We start from the raw sequence: 16409 nt of genomic DNA on the forward strand, positions 1-16409 counted from the left end.
CAATTGTTACAATATAAGTAAATTCTAAAGCAAATAAATATACAGTAATGATAATTTCTAGCGTGAATGTTTGAGCTTGATATATATAAAATAAAAATTATACAATATAGGTTGAATATCGTATTCTGGCTGCGTTATATGCCTTTATTGTCATTGAGAATTTATATTATTGCCGTCTCATTCATATTGAATGATTAATTTGTCGGAAAATGACAAGCCCGAATAGATTTACTATTCGGGCTTTTTTTATAGCGCCAGATTTCCGTCAGCCGGTTTAGCTTTCGGTTGTCGGTTTCTCCGCTTTACCTGCCAACTGGGCCAGGAAGTCATAGCGTTTTTGTAGATCGGCGGCCGCGTCTTTCCACAACTGCTCGGCCACTTCCGGCTGCTGGGCGTTAAGGCGGCGGAAGCGTTGCTCGTTAAGCAGCGTCTCAGCCAGCGCGTCTGATGGCGGGCGTGAGTCCAGCGCCAGCGGCAGCTTGCCTTCATCGGCGCGGCGCGGGTCGAAGCGATACAGCGGCCAGAAGCCGGTGGCCGTTAGCTGACGCATCTGGTCGTGGCTTAGCGCCAGGTCGTAACCGTGCTCCTCGCACGGGCTATAGGCGATAATCAACGAAGGACCCGGATAGGCTTCCGCTTCCTGAATGGCTTTCACCGTTTGGTTAAGCTGCGCGCCGAGCGAAATCTGCGCCACATAGACATGACCGTACATCATCATGCTCACGCCGAGATCTTTGCGTGCCTTACGTTTGCCGTGCTCGCCAAATTTGGTGACCGCGCCGAGCGGCGTCGCCTTCGATGCCTGCCCGCCGGTGTTGGAGTAACACTGGGTATCGAGTACCAGGATATTGACGTTTTCCGTCAGGCTCAGCACGTGGTCAAGGCCGCCAAAGCCAATATCATAGGCCCAGCCATCACCGCCGATAAGCCAGACCGACTTCTCGACTAACGCATCCGCATCGATGAGCAGCTCTTCGGCCCCGGCGACGCCCGTCAGCGCCTGACGCAGCTCGGCTACCTGTTCGCGGCGCGCTTCCGGCGTCGCTTGCGCATGTAGCGCGGTATTTAGTTCAGCCGGGAGTTTATCGGCAAATTCGCTCAACAACCGCATCACACGCTGGCGGTGTTGGTCGACGGTTAAGCGGAAGCCCAGGCCGAATTCAGCGTTATCTTCAAACAACGAGTTGGCCCATGCCGGACCGCGACCGTTAGCATCAGTGGTATAAGGCGTTGAGGGGAGGTTGCCGCCGTAAATGGACGAACAACCGGTGGCGTTGGCAATCAACATCCGATCGCCATACAGCTGGGTCAACAGTTTGATATACGGCGTTTCGCCGCAGCCCGAGCAGGCGCCGGAGTATTCAAACAGCGGACTAATCAGCTGCGAGGTACGAATATCAATGCGCTCAAGTTTCGTGCGATCGATTTCCGGCAGGTTGAGGAAGTAATCGTAATTGACTTTCTCTTCTTCAACGTGCTCAAGGCGCGACATCATATTGATGGCCTTGATGTCCGGATTCTGGCGATCTTTCGCCGGACACACTTCAACGCACAGGTTGCAGCCGGTGCAATCTTCCGGCGCGACCTGCAGAACGTATTTCTGCCCGCGCATATCGCGGGATTTCACATCCAGCGAGTGCAGGCTGGATGGCGCGTTTTCCATTTCTTGCGGAGCGACCACTTTGGCGCGGATCGCCGAATGCGGACAGGCGGCGACGCAGTGGTTGCACTGGGTGCACAGCTCCTCCTTCCAGATAGGGATCTCTTCGGCAATGTTGCGTTTTTCCCAACGGGTTGTGCCCATGGGCCAGGTACCATCTGGCGGCAGCGCGGAGACCGGCAGCGCATCGCCAAGACCGGCAAGCATCGCCGCGGTGACGGTTTTGACAAAGTCCGGCGCGGCATCGGAGACCACTGGCGGACGATTAGGGCTGCTGGCGTTAACCGGCTGCAGCGGCACTTCCGCCAGCGATTCGCGGGCCAGCGCCAGTGCCTGCCAGTTGCGTTCCACCAGCTCCTGACCTTTACTGCTATAACTTTTGGCAATCGCACCCTGCAGTTCGGCCAGCGCGCTGTCGCCCGGCAGGATTTGGGTTAAATGGAAAAAAGCCATCTGCATAACGGTGTTGATGCGCGCGCCAAGGCTGCACTCGCGGGCGATTTTCGCCGCGTTAACCACATAAAAGCGCGCTTGCTTTTGATTCAGCGCGGCCTGTACTTCCTGCGGCAGGCGGGACCATACCTCATCAGCGCTGTAGGGCGTATTGAGCAGGAAAATGCCGCCGGGCTTCAACCGCTCTACCATCTGATATTTATCGATAAATTGCAGCTGGTGGCAGCCAACGAAATCGGCCTGCGAGATCAGATACGACGAACGGATCGGTTTTTCGCTAACGCGCAGGTGCGAGACGGTCAGGCCGCCGGCCTTCTTCGAATCATAGACAAAATAGCCCTGCGAGAACCACGGCGTGGAGTTGCCGATAATCTTGATATTGTTTTTGGTCGCCGAGACGCTACCGTCGCTGCCGAGGCCGTAAAACAGCGCTTCCAGCTTCGCTTCCGCAGGTAACGTGTTTTCCCCCAGCGGCAGCGAAAGGTTCGTCACATCATCGTAAATGCCAACGGTAAAACGAGGCTTGGGCTGTGCGGCTTGTAATTCATTGAAGATAGCCAGCACGCATTCCGGGCCAAACTCTTTGGACGAGAGACCATAACGGCCGCCGATAGTACGCGGTAGCGTTTCGCGCTCGCCGCGGTTGAAGGCTTCCGCCAGTGCGGTCATAACATCGAGGTATAGCGGTTCGGCCAGCGCGCCGGGTTCTTTGGTGCGATCCAGTACGGCAACCGCGCGGGCGCTTTCCGGTAAGGCCTGCAGCAGATGTGCGGCGGAGAACGGGCGATAGAGGCGAACTTTCAGCACGCCGACTTTTTCCCCACGGCTCAGCAGTTCATCAACGACCTCTTCACAGGTACCGATAGCGGACCCCATGATGACAATAACTCGTTCCGCCTGCGGATGACCGTAAAACTCGAACGGTTTGTACTGGCGACCGGTTGCGGCGGCGAAATCATTCATCGCCGTTTCAACGTGCTCATATACCGCGTCGTACCAAGGGTTGGTTGCTTCGCGGGACTGGAAGTAAGTGTCCGGATTGGCGGAGGTGCCGCGAATGACCGGATGCTCCGGGTTAAGGGCGCGCTGGCGATGCTCGGCGATTTTATCCTGCGGCAGCAGGGAACGAATAGTGTCATCCGCCAGCGGAGCGATTTTGTTGATTTCGTGCGAGGTGCGGAACCCATCAAAGAAATGAATAAACGGCACGCGGCTTTGCAGCGTGGCGATATGGGAAATCAGCGCGAAGTCCTGCGCTTCCTGGACGCTGCTGGCGCAGAGCATCGCGCAGCCGGTCTGACGCACGGCCATCACGTCGGAATGATCGCCGAAAATTGACAGCGCATGAGTGGCGACGGTACGGGCGGCGACATGCAGGACAAAAGGCATCAACTGGCCGGCCAGCTTGTACAGCGTCGGGATCATCAGCAGCAGGCCCTGCGATGACGTAAAGGAAGTGGAAAGGGCGCCGGTCTGCAGCGCGCCGTGCACGGCGCCGATAGCCCCGGCTTCCGACTGCATTTCGACCACGCGGGGGACGTCCCCCCAGACGTTTTTCAGCCCATCGCCAGACCAGGCGTCGGCCTGCTCCGCCATCGTTGAACTGGGCGTAATCGGGTAGATGGCGATAACTTCACTCGTGCGAAACGCGACTGAAGCGACCGCGCCATTACCGTCAATCGTAATCATAAGAAGACACCCTTACATTGCGCAAAAAGAAGGGACTCGTGAAACGGCGACGAGTCCTGTTGTTATTTCCATATTTTAGCAAACGCCCGCCGCGACCATTTTCGCATTTGTGTCCTTGGGAATGTCCTTATCTATGTTTGGATCAATTTTTTGGCGGAAAAACAGAAAAGTGGCTGACCAGAGAGCTCAAAAGGTAGTGACGGATACCGGCGATGCATCGCTTAAACAAAGCAAAATATATTTTTAAATTTAATAGCTTTTAGCCAACCGGCAATCGCGTGCTATTTATTTGCTGCGGTGAATTCCCCTCTGCGGCGGAGCGTTCAGTTCAGTTCCCTGTTGGCGAAAATTAGCACGCGAATTAGCTCGAACTGGCTAATTCACCGGGAGGCACCCGGCACCGCAATCATCATGTGCAAACTATGCCGCCCGGTCGCTGCAACCGTGATTTTTTCGTCGGGAAAATATTACGGACTGGGACGAAAGCCGCGCTGGTGCGGCGCTTTGCCTGCCGGGATCAAGCTTTAAGCGGAAAATTTGCTAGAAAATGTTAATGAGGCGCATAAATACGTATTTCGCCTCTCGACGGCAGGCGCTGCGCTGCCTATTATTCTTGAGTTTGTTTATTCTAAGATGTTTCTGAAAGGGGGAGAGGATGCGAGCTGCGTTTTTAGTGGGGTGCGCTGCGTTATTACTGTCGGCTTGTAGCAACGAGCCGGTGCAACAGGCCACCGCGGCACACGTACCGCCCGGCATGCGCGCGGCGATGAGCGACAGCGGCCAGGCGAATTGCGCGATGGTTGGCGGTTCATTATCCGTTGCCCGCCAGCTTGATGGCAGCGCTATTGGCATGTGCGCGCTACCGAATGGTAAACGCTGCAGCGAGCAGGCATTAGCGGGCGGAAGCTGCGGAAACTACTAGTACGCAAGGCGTCTCGCTACATTAAATCGGCGAGTTTATACACCAGCGATTGGTCGGCGGTCGCCAGCGTGAGCTGATTCTCCGTCAGATCGACCTGCGCGCCATCGCGCAGCATTTTGCTGAGGGTATTATCCAGCGCGTTCCGCTGTGGATCCGCGCACAACTTACGCGTCATCGCCAGCTGTTTAACTTTTAGCTCGCCGTCTGACAGTTTGCCCTGGCCGCTGAAGCCGTTGCACATCGTGCCTGACACATACATTTTTTCGCCGAAGCTAATTTCCGGCGGCGGCGTCTGGCTTGCCGGTAGCGCCTGGCCGTTAACGCTGGTCAGCACAAAACGATGATGTTGTAGTTGTTCGGCGTTGGTAGAAACTTTGCTGTTGTATACGCAGCCCGATAGCAGCATGCCCGCCGCCAGCAGTGCAGCAAACTTATTCATTCGTACTCCAAAACATTTGTCATATCAATAAAACGAAAAACAGTGTAACTGTAATGCAGGCAGGATCTGTGGGGATTGTCTGAATGTGCCCCCCGCTAGCGGGGAGCACAAAAGGGGAAAGATACTTAGACCAGCGCGTTCGGGCAGGTTTCGCCTTTAGCAACCTGTTGCAGATTACCCAACGTTGTTTCGGAAATACCGATCAGCGCTTCAGCGGTCAGGAACGCCTGGTGACCGGTAAACAACACGTTGTGGCAGGCGGAGAGCCGGCGGAACACGTCATCCTGGATGACATCATTCGATTTATCTTCAAAGAACAGATCGCGTTCATTTTCATACACGTCCATTCCCAGCGCGCCGATTTTCTGATGCTTCAGCGCGTCGATAGCCGCTTGTGAATCGATAAGCGCGCCGCGGCTGGTATTAATGACCATCACGCCGTCTTTCATCTGATCAAACGCCGCCTGATTGAGCAGGTGATAGTTTTCGTTGGTAAGCGGGCAGTGCAGAGAGATGACGTCGGACTGCGCGTACAGCGTCGGCAGGTCGACATATTCAACGCCGAGATCCAGCGCCGCCGCGCTCGGATAGGGATCAAACGCCAGCAGGCGCATACCGAAACCTTTGAGGATCCGCAGCGTTGCGACGCCAATTTTGCCGGTGCCGATCACCCCTGCGGTTTTACCGTACATGGTGAAGCCGGTCAGCCCTTCTAGCGAGAAGTTGGCATCGCGGGTACGTTGATAGGCGCGGTGGATGCGACGGTTTAGCGACATCATCATACCGATGGCGTGTTCAGCAACGGCTTCCGGCGAGTAGGCCGGAACGCGCACGACGCGCAGGCCCAGCTCTTTAGCCGCGTCAAGATCGACGTTGTTAAACCCGGCGCAGCGCAGCGCGATGTATTTCACGCCGTGGGCTTTCAGCTCTTCCAGCACCGGGCGGCTGCCGTCGTCGTTAACGAAGATACATACCGCTTCACAACCGTTGGCCGTTTTCGCGGTCTTTTCGGTCAGCAGGAAGTCAAAAAATTCCAGTTCAAAGCCGTATGCGTCGTTAACATGCTGCAGATACTTTTTATCGTACTGCTTGGTACTATAAACAGCGATTTTCATAAGGCTTTCCTCTAGTGATAATACCGTCACGGTAGCATAATTAAAATAATCTTACAAATATTAAAAATTAGTTTAATCATCAGGTTATGATATTAATTCTAGAGCATATCGCAGTCTTAAGAAATCTCTTTAAAAGACAATACGTTTCACCAAAAACTGAGGCTGAATGCCCCCGGCGCCAGCAGGATAAATGGCCAGAGTAAACCCGATGCCACATTGGCAATCTGGAAACGCCATAGCGAGGTACCGCTGGCGCCGGTGACCAGCGGTAACGTTGCGCGCAGCGGCGACAGAAAGCGGCCAAAGAATACTGCCCAACCGCCGTGACGGCGCAGGAATAGCTGGCTGCGCAGTACTCGCTCGGCACTGAGCCAGCGCAGACGCGGCAGATGATGCTGATAGCGACGGCCAATTTGCCATGAGAGCCAGAATCCGCCGATTGCGCCCAGGCTGGCGCTTAGCCACATTAGCAGGAAATGACCGATGCTGGTTGACGCCAGCGCCCCGAGCACCAGCAAACCGGAGGTGCCGGGGATCACAAAAGAAATGAGGGCGCAGGATTTACTGAACGTCAGTAGAAAAACAATCAGTAATACCAATGAATAGTGGCTCTGCGCGCGTTCGATCAGCGAGATAATGAGCTCCACGAAATAACGGCTCCTTATTACCTGTTTTTCCAAGTGTCGCAGGCACAATTTAAACGAAGACTAAATAGTTATTCAGCAGAAATGAGTGCGACTATCCTTAATCAGGACGTTAACTTTCACTCGCGGGTCGAACGTGCCACAATAGGCGCCTATCGGCTTATACTTAGAATCAGGATTTGACTGCCCATGAAGGGTAAATATAAAGCCGCTCTTGCGCTGTTATTAGCACTTATTTTGCTGCCGCTGGCCCTGTTGGCCACATTAACGCATTGGGTTCCGACGCTGGCGGGTATCTGGCTGCCGGTCGGGACGCGTATCTCGCTTGGTGAAAGTCCGCGCCTGACGCGCTCCTCGCTGGTCATCCCCGATCTACGCTACCTGGTGGGCGATTGTGAAATTGCTCGCGTCAGCAATGCGCGCCTTACCCGTCCCAGCCGTTGGCGGCTACACCTGAGTGAACTGGATATCAATAGCGCATGCCTGGCTAAGATCCCCGCCAGCGAGCCGCTCTCCGGCGCGCCGCGAACCCTCGCCGAGTGGCAATCGATGCTGCCGTATAGCTGGTTAACTATCGACAATCTGCGCCTGTCGCCGTGGGAAAAATGGCAAGGGAAACTGGTGATGTCGTTGACGCCTGGGCAGCAGGATATCGGCTATTCCGGCAAAGAGGTTACGCTACAGGCGAAACTGCGCGGCCAGACCTTAACGGTCAGCAATTTCAGCGCGCGGCTGGTGGAAGATCAGGCGCCGGTTAAGCTGGTCGGTGAATTCGAAATGCCGTTGGTGCCGGATGGGCTACCGGTCGATGGTCATCTGGTCAGCACCTTCGAATTCCCGCAAACGCCGGGTCTGGTGGATGCGGAACTGGAATGGCAGAAAAACCGCGGCCAGCTGCTGGTCACGCCGCGCGGCGAGGTTGAGCCGATGCTCGACCTGCCGTGGGAGATAACCCCTGAACGTATCACCATCAGCGATGGGCGTTGGAACGCGGTGTATGCCGGCTATCCGCTTAGCGGGCGGGTTGCGCTATCGGTTGGCGACTGGCAGAAAGGCACCGAAGAGATGGAAATCAGCGGCCGGCTCAACGTGTTAACGCACGGCGAAGCGGGTAAGGGGAACGCCGTGTTGAATATCGGCCCAGGTAAGCTGAGTATGGACCACAGCGACATGCCGCTTAGCCTGACCGGCGAAGCCAAGCTCGACGATATGATTTTTTATGCCGTGCTGCCCGCTAAACTGAGCGGCCCGCTGATGACGCCAGAGCTGGCTTTTCATCCCGGGGCGCTGCTGCGCTCGCGCGGGAGGGTGATCGACTCGCTGAATATCGATGAGATCCGCCTGCCGTTGGCGGGGGTGAAAGTGACTCAGCAGGGAGTGGATGGCCGCCTGCAGGCGATACTGCGCGCCCATGAACAGGAAATGGGCGATTTTACTCTGCATCTGGATGGGCAGGCCGACAACTTTATGCCCGACCGCGGTCGCTGGTCGTGGCGTTATTGGGGCGATGGTCACTTTACGCCGATGCAGGCGCGCTGGGATGTGAAAGGCGCCGGTGAGTGGCGGGACAGCGCCATTATCCTTAACAGCCTGTCGACCGGGTTCGATAAGCTACAGTACGGCACCATGCTGGTCAGCACGCCGCGCCTGACCCTCGATAAACCCATTCACTGGCTGCGTAATGAGCAGCATCCGAAATTTAGCGGCGCGTTGTCGCTGGATGCCGGTAAAACCACCTTCAGCGGCGGCAGCGTGTTGCCGCCGTCAACGCTCAAATTTAATATTGATGGCCGCGATCCGACCTGGTTCCTGTTCAACGGCTCATTACACGCGGAGAAAATCGGCCCGATTCGTCTGACCGGGCGCTGGGACGGCGAACGCCTGCGTGGCCAGGCATGGTGGCCGAAACAGGCGCTAAGCGTATTCCAGCCGCTGATCCCGCCGGACTGGAAAATGACCCTGCGTGAAGGTGATATGTATGCGCAGGTAGCATTTTCCGCGGCCGCCGGGCAGGGCTTTGAGGCCGGTGGGCATGGGGTCTTAAAAGGCGGTAGCGCCTGGATGCCGGACAACCAGATCAACGGCGTCGACTTTGTTCTGCCGTTCCGCTTCAGCGGCGGGAGCTGGCAGCTCGGTACCCGCCGTCCGGTTTCGCTGCGTATTGGCGAAATCGTCAACCAGTTTACCGCCAAAAACCTCAGCGCCGATCTCCAGGGAACATGGCCCTGGAGCGAGCAGGATCCGCTGGAGTTGAGCAACGTCAATGTTGATATCCTTGGCGGCAAGCTGACCATGCAGCAGCTAAGGATGCCGCAGCACCAGCCGGCGCTGCTGCGTCTGCAGAATATATCCAGTAGTGAATTAATCAGCGCCATCAAGGTAAAACAATTTGCGGTCTCTGGCGCGTTTAACGGCGCGTTACCGCTATGGCTGAACAACGAGAAATGGATCATTAAAGACGGCTGGTTTAGCAACCCCGGCCCGATGACCCTGCGGCTGGATAAAGACACCGCCGATGCGCTGGTGGCCGATAATGTCTCCGCGGGCGCGGCGATTAACTGGCTGCGCTATATGGAGGTCTCGAAATCCTGGACGCGTATCAACCTTGATAATCTTGGCAAGCTGACGATGAGCGCGGCGATTAGCGGCACCAGTCGAGTGGACGGAAAAAGCAGCACCGTGCATTTAAACTATACCCATGAAGAGAATATTTTCGATCTGTGGCGCAGTTTGCGCTTCGGCGATAATTTGCAGGCATGGCTTGAGCAGAATGCGAAACTGCCCGCCCCGCGCTGTACGGATACATGTAAGGAACCAAAATGATAAAACTGTTCGCCGCGGCGCTGGCGACCCTGCTGCTGGCAGGCTGTACGCCGCGTATTGAAATCGCCGCGTCCAAGGAGCCGATCACCATCAATATGAATGTCAAAATTGAGCATGAGATTCATATTAAGGTGGATAAGGACGTCGAAAATTTGCTGAAGTCGCGTAGCGATCTGTTCTGAGGCGATGATGAGAAAACGACTGCTGACTGCCACCCTGGCGTTAATGCTGTTGAGTAGCCCGGCGCTGGCGCTGACCTTGAATGAGGCGCGGGCGCAGGGGCGAGTAGGAGAAACGCTGAACGGCTATCTGGCGCCGCTGAAACAGGATGCGCAGACGTTGGCGTTAGTTAAACAGATTAATGCCGCGCGCAGCGAAAGTTATCAGCAACTGGCGGATGACAATAACCTGCCGGTGGATGAAGTAGCGAAAATGGCCGGGCAGAAGCTGGTCGCCCGGGCGCAGCCGGGGGAATATGTGCAGGGGATTAACGGTAAATGGCTGCGCAAATAGTTAACGATAGCGCTTGCGGTATTCGCCGGGCGACACGCCGAAGCGCTGCTTAAACGCCGTTGAAAAATGGCTATGGTCGCTAAAGCCCCAACTGTAGCCAATTCCCGCCAGTTTCTCTTCATCATGCGCGTTTTGTAACGACCGGGCACACAGGTCAAGACGCCGGTTTTTAATATACTGCGCGACCACCAGACCCTTATCGGCAAACAGGCGGTACAGGCTGCGTACCGACATGCCGGTTTCCCCGGCCAACCACTCCGGACGCAGCTGTTCCGACTGTATCGACTCATCAATCAACGCCATGATTTTTTGAAATTGCTTGTCGCGGCGCGTCGGCGGCGCTTCATGCTGCTGTAGCATCGGTCGCAGCAGACAGACGATGGCCTCCAGCGCCGCTTCGCCTTCGCTTTCTGAGAGCGCCGGGCTGCGCATGCTTTCTTGCAGCAGCCGCTGGCTAAGTTGGACCATCGGCAGCGTTTTTTTCAGCCGGGTGGCGATGCTGATGTCGCTGCCGTGCAGCTGGCTTTCCACGAGCTGGCGAGGCAGCAGCAGCGAAGCCTGTTTTGACGTGTGTTGCCAGAAGATAGAGCAGGGACGAGAAGCATCAATGAGCGTGATATCGCCGGCCTCGAGCACCACCTGGCGCTCGTCCTGCTCGATTGCCGCCTGGCCGTCGAGCTGAAAAACGGTATAGAACCAGGCGTCGTTGTCGCGTTTGATTTCGTTACGGGTGCGGTAAAGATTGACGCCGCGGGCGGTGACGGTACTGACTTTGAGACTACCGGTATAGCTTGCATCAATCTCGCCATGGAATTCGTCGCCCAGCGGACGAGCGGCAAAATGGCCGCACACTTGATTAATCTTTGCTAACCAACGCTGATAGTCCTGCCCGCTTTCTACCGTCGCCATCGTCTGCACCTTGTAAAAATAATGTTTCTGCATTGTTGCATTTATGCCGTGAGTGGCAAGAGCGCAGCGTGGAGTATATGAAAGAACTATTACCTGCGGCACATTTCACCGCCTTTCTGGGTGCTTAATTGCGGGACCTGTCACAGCGGCAACAACGATTGTCACAGAGAAAAAAGCGCAAATGGCTGACCCATCCTAGACTGTGTTCACTATCCGCGAACAATAAGGAAGTCGCATGTCCACATCACAGGTCGCGCTGCTCGCCAGCGTACAGCAGTTTCTCGATAGACAGCATGGCTTATATATTGATGGCAACCAGCAGGCGGCGCAGAGTGAAAAACGCTTAACCGTCTGGGACCCGGCCACCGGCCAGGCGATTGCCACTACGGCAGATGCTAATGCCGCCGACGTTGACCGCGCGGTGATGTCCGCCTGGCGCGCTTTTGTCGCCCGTAGCTGGGCCGGGCGCACGCCGGCCGACCGCGAGCGGATCCTGCTGCGTTTCGCCGATCTGGTGGAACAGCATGGTGAAGAGCTGGCGCAGCTCGAAACCCTTGAACAGGGGAAGTCGATCAATATTTCGCGCGCGTTTGAAGTCGGTTGCACCCTCAACTGGATGCGCTACACCGCCGGGCTGACCACCAAAATCAGCGGCCGTACGCTGGACGTTTCCATTCCGTTCCCGGAAGGCGCGCGCTATCAGGCGTGGACCCGTAAAGAGCCGGTTGGGGTAGTGGCGGGGATTGTTCCGTGGAACTTCCCGCTGATGATCGGCATGTGGAAAGTGATGCCGGCGCTGGCTTCTGGCTGTTCCATTGTGATTAAACCCTCCGAGACGACGCCGTTAACGTTGCTACGGGTAGCGGAGCTGGCAACGGAAGCCGGGATCCCGGATGGCGTCTTTAACGTTGTCACCGGCAGCGGCGGCGAGTGCGGCGCGGCCTTAACTACCCATCCGCAGGTAGCGAAAGTGAGCTTCACCGGTTCGACCGCCACCGGCAAGCATATTGCCCGCGCGGCAGCTGACCGTCTGACTCGCGTAACCCTTGAGCTCGGCGGCAAAAACCCGGCCATCGTGCTGAAAGATGCCGACCCGCAGTGGGTGATTGAAGGGTTAATGACCGGAAGTTTCCTCAATCAGGGGCAGGTATGCGCCGCCAGTTCGCGGATCTATATCGAAGCGCCGCTGTTTGATAACCTGGTGGCAGGCTTTGAGCAGGCGGTTAAGTCGCTGCAGGTGGGGCCGGGAATGGTTGAAACGACGCAGATTAACCCGGTGGTGTCGCAGGCGCACTGCGCCAAAGTTGCCGCTTATCTGGATGAAGCGCGTCAACAAAACGCCGAGCTGATTAGCGGTAACGTTGGGCCAAATGGCAACGGTTTTTATATTGCGCCGACGCTGGTGATTAATCCGGATTCCGGGCTGCGCCTGAATCGCGAAGAGGTGTTCGGCCCGGTGGTAAACCTGGTGCGCGTCGCCGATGGCGAAGAGGCGCTACGTTTAGCCAACGACAGCGATTTCGGTCTTACCGCTAGCGTCTGGACCCGCGACCTGACTCAGGCGCTGAACTATACCGATCGCCTGCAGGCCGGTACGGTATGGGTTAACAGCCATACGCTGATTGATGCCAACCTGCCGTTCGGCGGAATGAAGCAGTCCGGTACCGGGCGCGATTTTGGCCCGGACTGGCTGGACGACTGGTGCGAAACCAAATCGGTGTGCGTGCGCTACTGATTTTTTGTCGGATGGCGCTACGCTTATCCGACCTACAGCGTGGTGGAGTTTGGTAGCCCGGAGAAGGCGCCATGTGCCGCCTGCGGTAAACTCCCCGGTGGCGCTATCGCTTACCGGGGCTACAGCATTGTGCGATTTGGTAGCCCGGAGAAGGCGCAATGCGCCGCCTCCGGGAAACTCCCCGGTGGTTGGACATACCTCTTCCCCCTGAGCGCTGATTTGCTATGATCGGCGCTCTTTTTTCTGATGTTGCCCCGCTATGTGGAATGATGCGCTTTGCTATCAGCAGTACGGCGCGCCGGAAACGGTGCTCGCGCTGCATCACCTGCCGTTGCCGCCGCTGGCGCCCGGACTTGTTCGGGTACAAATGCGCTATGCCCCGGTCAACCCTTCCGATCTGATCCCCATTACCGGCGCTTACCGCCATCGTACGACGCTGCCATCGGTGGCGGGCTATGAAGGCGTTGGGGTGGTGATTGAAGACTCGACGAGTGGGCGCCCACGACTGGGGCAGCGGGTCCTACCGCTACGCGGCGCCGGAACCTGGCAGCGTTATCTTGATATTGACCCGCGCTGGCTGGTGCCGGTCGCTGAAGACATCGATGACATCGTGGCCGCGCGCGGCTATATCAATCCGCTGACCGCGATGCTGATGCTCACGCGCTGGCCGGTAGCGGGAAAGCATGTGCTTTTGACCGCTGCTTCATCGTCCTGCGCCAGTTTGCTGGCGCAATGGGCGCTCGCCATGGGGGCGCGATCGGTCAGCGGTATTATTCGCTCGCCGCAGCACATCCCGCGCTTGCAGCAGTATGGCGTCTACCCGCTACTTGAAGGCGATAGCGCGCTGATTGAACAAGTCAGTCAGTACAGCGATTTGGTGTTTGACGCGGTTGGCGGTGAGCTGGCGAATTTTCTGCTGGCGGTACTGCCGGTGTCGTCAACGCTGGTCTCTTATGGCTTGTTATCCGGTAAACCGCTCATCCAGACGCGAGGCAGCGCATCGGTACGCAAATTTCATCTGCGGGAGGCCTTACCGACACTCAGCGTTGATGCGTGGCAGGCGGCGTTTGCCGGGATCTGGCGACAACTGCCGACCACGGCGCAGCCCGCGGCGCAGGTGATAAAGCTGTGCGACTGGCGTGAGGCGATTGCCGCCGCAGGCCAGCCGGGAAGAGGCGGTAAAATCCTGCTCGATTTCACCGCGGGTTAAGATTACTTTTTCTTCTCGCCAAGGGTTGGGGTTTCGTCAAAGAAGTTCCACGGCTTGAGCAACGCATGCGCCCATTCGGTCGGCATGATCGGCCACTCTTCGGCGCGCGCGACGTGAGTGGTGCCGGTGGTAATCCACACGACGTCGTCGTGGTTTGTCAGCGACTCATCATCCTTCGCGTACTGCCCTAAGCCGGTATCCTGGGCGGAACGGTTGGGATATTTCCCTTCCGGATAACGCTCTGTCGGGTGGTAACGCGTCACCCACAGCTGTTTATCCATAAAGCTCAGACGATGATATATCCACTCGTCCGGGGCGAACTTGGCGCCGGTCGCCGCCGGATGCGTGCCGCCGGCATAAGGGATAATCTGGTAAGAGACCGGGTTACCCATGCGGTTCTCTTTGCTGGTGTTGCTCAGCAGGCGGATGGTGCCAGGGTCGAATTTCTGCGCCGCTTTCTGCTCGCTATCGATTGTGTACTGATTCACCTGCATGGTGCTGGTGCGCGGGCCGCCGGCGGTGTTTGGCTTCACTTCAGGATCCATCGCCACCAGGGTGTTGTTCTCGCCGTCCACATCGAGGTCGAGGCGGAAGTTATAGATGTGCTGGTGAGTGGTGCCGACAATATTATGGTCGATCAGCGTCCCGTAGCGGGTATCCTCTTTGGCGCTGGGGTCGTGCATGGTCTTCGCCATCACGCCTTTCACCGCTTCAATGCCGGTGGCGCCGGCATCGATACCGATGGTGCCGTTGTCATGGAACACCCAGTCAAAGATATAATCATAGTTCCCGACGGTACTAATCCAGCGCACCACCAGTTCCCGGCGTTCGGTGCTGACGTTGGGTTTGCCCATTTCCAGATGCTTATATTCCGGCCCGGCATAGCGTTCGAATATGGCGACCGCGCCTGGAATAGTGGTCGGTTTGCCGGTGTAATCGGCGATAGTTTCGTCCAGCAGTACCGCATTTGACGGCGCATCTTTACCGCGAACAATCGGCGATGTTAGGGTGCCCATGCCGTAATCGCCGGAGTCCAGATAGGCTTTGAAATACCAGCCGACGTCAGGGTCGCCATAGGGGACGATCATCCCGCCGAGGGAACCTTCATACATTACCTGGCGTTTTGTGCCGTTATCGTTGTAAGTCACCGTCGAGAGAATGGGCCCGACGCGCGAGTTCAGGCGCAGATGAAAATCCCAGTTCCGCCAGTGAATGGTATCGCCGGTGATCGTGTAGTTTTTGCCTTCCGGTTCGGTAATATCCAGCGGTTTCACCGCCGGGGCGTTGCGGTCGCGACCATCATAAGGACGGGGTTCCATTGGGACCGGGATCACCGGGCCTTCTTCAATTTTGATGATTTTCTTCGCTTCAAGGTCGACCACCGCCACCAGGTTTTCAATCGGGTGCGCCCAGTAGTTGCCGTCGCCGGTATCGAGATAACTGACGACCTTCAGCAGACGCGCATCCTGCTGCAGGCCATCTTTGCCATCAAAGTAGCCAACGGTGAGCGGGGTGGTGACCACTTTGCTGGGATCGGTGATACCGTGCTTTTTCAGCACCTCAGCGAATTCGCTGCTGGCATTGATGATGTTCTGCACGCTGACGAAGTCATCGAGCAGCACCATCCCGTGGGCGCCTTTAATCGGCGTCCATGAGAGGATTTTTTTGTTTTGCAGATCGACGACGGCTTCAATGACATGTTTGCCATCAAGCATCACCACATCGGCGGTGCGCGGGGCATCAACGGGCGTTCCCTGCAGGGCAAAGGCCCATACCGCCGCTTTATCCGGCTCGTGCAGCGAAATCTCAGTGAAGCGGGTATTTGGCTGGAACTCCGGCGCGGCTTTAACAATGGTCACTGCGTCACTGATTTCCGCCGCCGAGAGCGAGTTTAACGGGTGAGGGCGCTTTTCGACCTGGAAGGTCTGATCGAGACCGGACTGGAACACATCGTTGATAAAGGTATCGGAGACCCAGGCTTTACCCTCCTTCATTACCACCGGCACCTGTAGATCAAGGGGTTTACCGTTGACGATCGCCGTTTTGGCGCCGGGCTTTACTTTGACGTAAGCGCCGTCTTTTATCAGGGTGAACATTTGCGCGTAGTCATCCCACTGCACATCGGCGCCGAACGCCTGCAGCGTTTTATCCAACGGCACCATGTGTGCTTCGCTACCGTGAGCGAAAACCGGTGATTGCCAGGCGCAAACCACCGCGACAGCCAGCGCCAGCGCGGTTTTACGAGGGGAAAACATCAAGCCGTTTGCCATTGTGACCTCATCTTATTGTTGTGTTGT

The 16409-nt window shown here is 56.7% G+C and carries 12 protein-coding genes; 6 read left to right on the plus strand and 6 right to left on the minus strand.

The annotated features are described in order from the left end of the window. Positions 1 to 274: 274 nt before the first annotated feature. The gene (gene nifJ, locus PGQ95_RS06455) at positions 275 to 3802 is read right to left on the minus strand and encodes a pyruvate:ferredoxin (flavodoxin) oxidoreductase (RefSeq protein WP_430917366.1); all 3528 of its coding nucleotides are present in this window, start codon (positions 3800 to 3802) and stop codon (positions 275 to 277) included. A 655-nt stretch (positions 3803 to 4457) separates the two neighbouring features. Between nifJ and PGQ95_RS06460 the strand changes: the two genes are divergently transcribed. Further along, positions 4458 to 4724, plus strand: coding sequence for a putative hemolysin (locus PGQ95_RS06460; RefSeq protein ID WP_032711780.1), 267 nt, complete (start codon positions 4458 to 4460; stop codon positions 4722 to 4724). A 16-nt stretch (positions 4725 to 4740) separates the two neighbouring features. On the opposite strand, the gene hslJ is transcribed toward PGQ95_RS06460, so the two are convergent. The 3 genes from hslJ to PGQ95_RS06475 all read right to left on the minus strand — a co-directional run bounded on the left by hslJ (position 4741) and on the right by PGQ95_RS06475 (position 6925). Then, positions 4741 to 5163, minus strand: a complete 423-nt coding sequence (gene hslJ / locus PGQ95_RS06465; protein WP_430917368.1) for a heat shock protein HslJ — start codon at positions 5161 to 5163, stop codon at positions 4741 to 4743. A 125-nt stretch (positions 5164 to 5288) separates the two neighbouring features. Further along, complete coding sequence (locus tag PGQ95_RS06470; protein WP_015366323.1) at positions 5289 to 6278, minus strand: 2-hydroxyacid dehydrogenase; 990 nt, start codon at positions 6276 to 6278, stop codon at positions 5289 to 5291. Positions 6279 to 6424: 146 nt separating this feature from the next. Then, a complete protein-coding gene (locus PGQ95_RS06475) occupies positions 6425 to 6925 on the minus strand; it encodes a DedA family protein (RefSeq protein ID WP_087859452.1) in 501 nt (166 codons plus the stop codon). Positions 6926 to 7111: 186 nt separating this feature from the next. On the opposite strand from PGQ95_RS06475, the gene PGQ95_RS06480 reads away from it, so the two are divergent. The 3 genes from PGQ95_RS06480 to PGQ95_RS06490 are packed head-to-tail and all read left to right on the plus strand — an operon-like array spanning position 7112 to position 10258. Next, entirely contained in the window at positions 7112 to 9745 is a 2634-nt protein-coding gene (locus PGQ95_RS06480; RefSeq protein WP_430917370.1) for a YdbH family protein, read from the plus strand. Then, positions 9742 to 9927 (plus strand): YnbE family lipoprotein, encoded by a 186-nt coding sequence (locus tag PGQ95_RS06485; RefSeq protein WP_015366326.1) that lies wholly within the window; start codon positions 9742 to 9744, stop codon positions 9925 to 9927. The genes PGQ95_RS06480 and PGQ95_RS06485 overlap by 4 nt, the downstream gene beginning before the upstream one ends. A gap of 7 nt (positions 9928 to 9934) precedes the next feature. Continuing rightward, positions 9935 to 10258: a YdbL family protein gene (locus PGQ95_RS06490; RefSeq protein WP_015366327.1), complete on the plus strand. Its 324-nt coding sequence runs from the start codon at positions 9935 to 9937 to the stop codon at positions 10256 to 10258. Here the strand turns inward: PGQ95_RS06490 and feaR are convergent, their stop codons facing one another. Further along, complete coding sequence (gene feaR, locus PGQ95_RS06495; RefSeq protein WP_430917372.1) at positions 10259 to 11167, minus strand: transcriptional regulator FeaR; 909 nt, start codon at positions 11165 to 11167, stop codon at positions 10259 to 10261. A 235-nt stretch (positions 11168 to 11402) separates the two neighbouring features. Between feaR and PGQ95_RS06500 the strand changes: the two genes are divergently transcribed. Next, positions 11403 to 12902 carry an aldehyde dehydrogenase family protein gene (locus tag PGQ95_RS06500; protein ID WP_395226332.1) on the plus strand — a complete coding sequence of 500 codons (1500 nt, stop codon included), beginning with the start codon at positions 11403 to 11405 and terminating at the stop codon, positions 12900 to 12902. A gap of 259 nt (positions 12903 to 13161) precedes the next feature. After that, on the plus strand, positions 13162 to 14112 hold the full coding sequence (locus PGQ95_RS06505) for a zinc-dependent alcohol dehydrogenase family protein (protein WP_430917374.1): 951 nt from the start codon (positions 13162 to 13164) through the stop codon (positions 14110 to 14112). A gap of 2 nt (positions 14113 to 14114) precedes the next feature. On the opposite strand, the gene tynA is transcribed toward PGQ95_RS06505, so the two are convergent. Beyond that, a complete protein-coding gene (tynA, locus tag PGQ95_RS06510; RefSeq protein WP_430917376.1) occupies positions 14115 to 16382 on the minus strand; it encodes a primary-amine oxidase in 2268 nt (755 codons plus the stop codon). Positions 16383 to 16409: the final 27 nt, after the last annotated feature.

It is taken from the genome of Klebsiella sp. 141240 (genome assembly GCF_050600805.1).
GTDB lineage: Bacteria > Pseudomonadota > Gammaproteobacteria > Enterobacterales > Enterobacteriaceae > Klebsiella > Klebsiella aerogenes.

What these genes read in the sequence shown, in the direction of transcription:
- tynA (WP_430917376.1), bottom strand. Translation starts at nt 16,382, where the DNA reads ATGGCAAACGGCTTGATGTTTTCCCCTCGTAAAACCGCGCTGGCGCTG.
- PGQ95_RS06480 (WP_430917370.1), top strand. Translation starts at nt 7,112, where the DNA reads ATGAAGGGTAAATATAAAGCCGCTCTTGCGCTGTTATTAGCACTTATT.
- PGQ95_RS06490 (WP_015366327.1), top strand. Translation starts at nt 9,935, where the DNA reads ATGAGAAAACGACTGCTGACTGCCACCCTGGCGTTAATGCTGTTGAGT.
- feaR (WP_430917372.1), bottom strand. Translation starts at nt 11,167, where the DNA reads ATGGCGACGGTAGAAAGCGGGCAGGACTATCAGCGTTGGTTAGCAAAG.
- PGQ95_RS06460 (WP_032711780.1), top strand. Translation starts at nt 4,458, where the DNA reads ATGCGAGCTGCGTTTTTAGTGGGGTGCGCTGCGTTATTACTGTCGGCT.
- nifJ (WP_430917366.1), bottom strand. Translation starts at nt 3,802, where the DNA reads ATGATTACGATTGACGGTAATGGCGCGGTCGCTTCAGTCGCGTTTCGC.
- PGQ95_RS06485 (WP_015366326.1), top strand. Translation starts at nt 9,742, where the DNA reads ATGATAAAACTGTTCGCCGCGGCGCTGGCGACCCTGCTGCTGGCAGGC.
- PGQ95_RS06470 (WP_015366323.1), bottom strand. Translation starts at nt 6,278, where the DNA reads ATGAAAATCGCTGTTTATAGTACCAAGCAGTACGATAAAAAGTATCTG.
- hslJ (WP_430917368.1), bottom strand. Translation starts at nt 5,163, where the DNA reads ATGAATAAGTTTGCTGCACTGCTGGCGGCGGGCATGCTGCTATCGGGC.
- PGQ95_RS06505 (WP_430917374.1), top strand. Translation starts at nt 13,162, where the DNA reads ATGTGGAATGATGCGCTTTGCTATCAGCAGTACGGCGCGCCGGAAACG.
- PGQ95_RS06500 (WP_395226332.1), top strand. Translation starts at nt 11,403, where the DNA reads ATGTCCACATCACAGGTCGCGCTGCTCGCCAGCGTACAGCAGTTTCTC.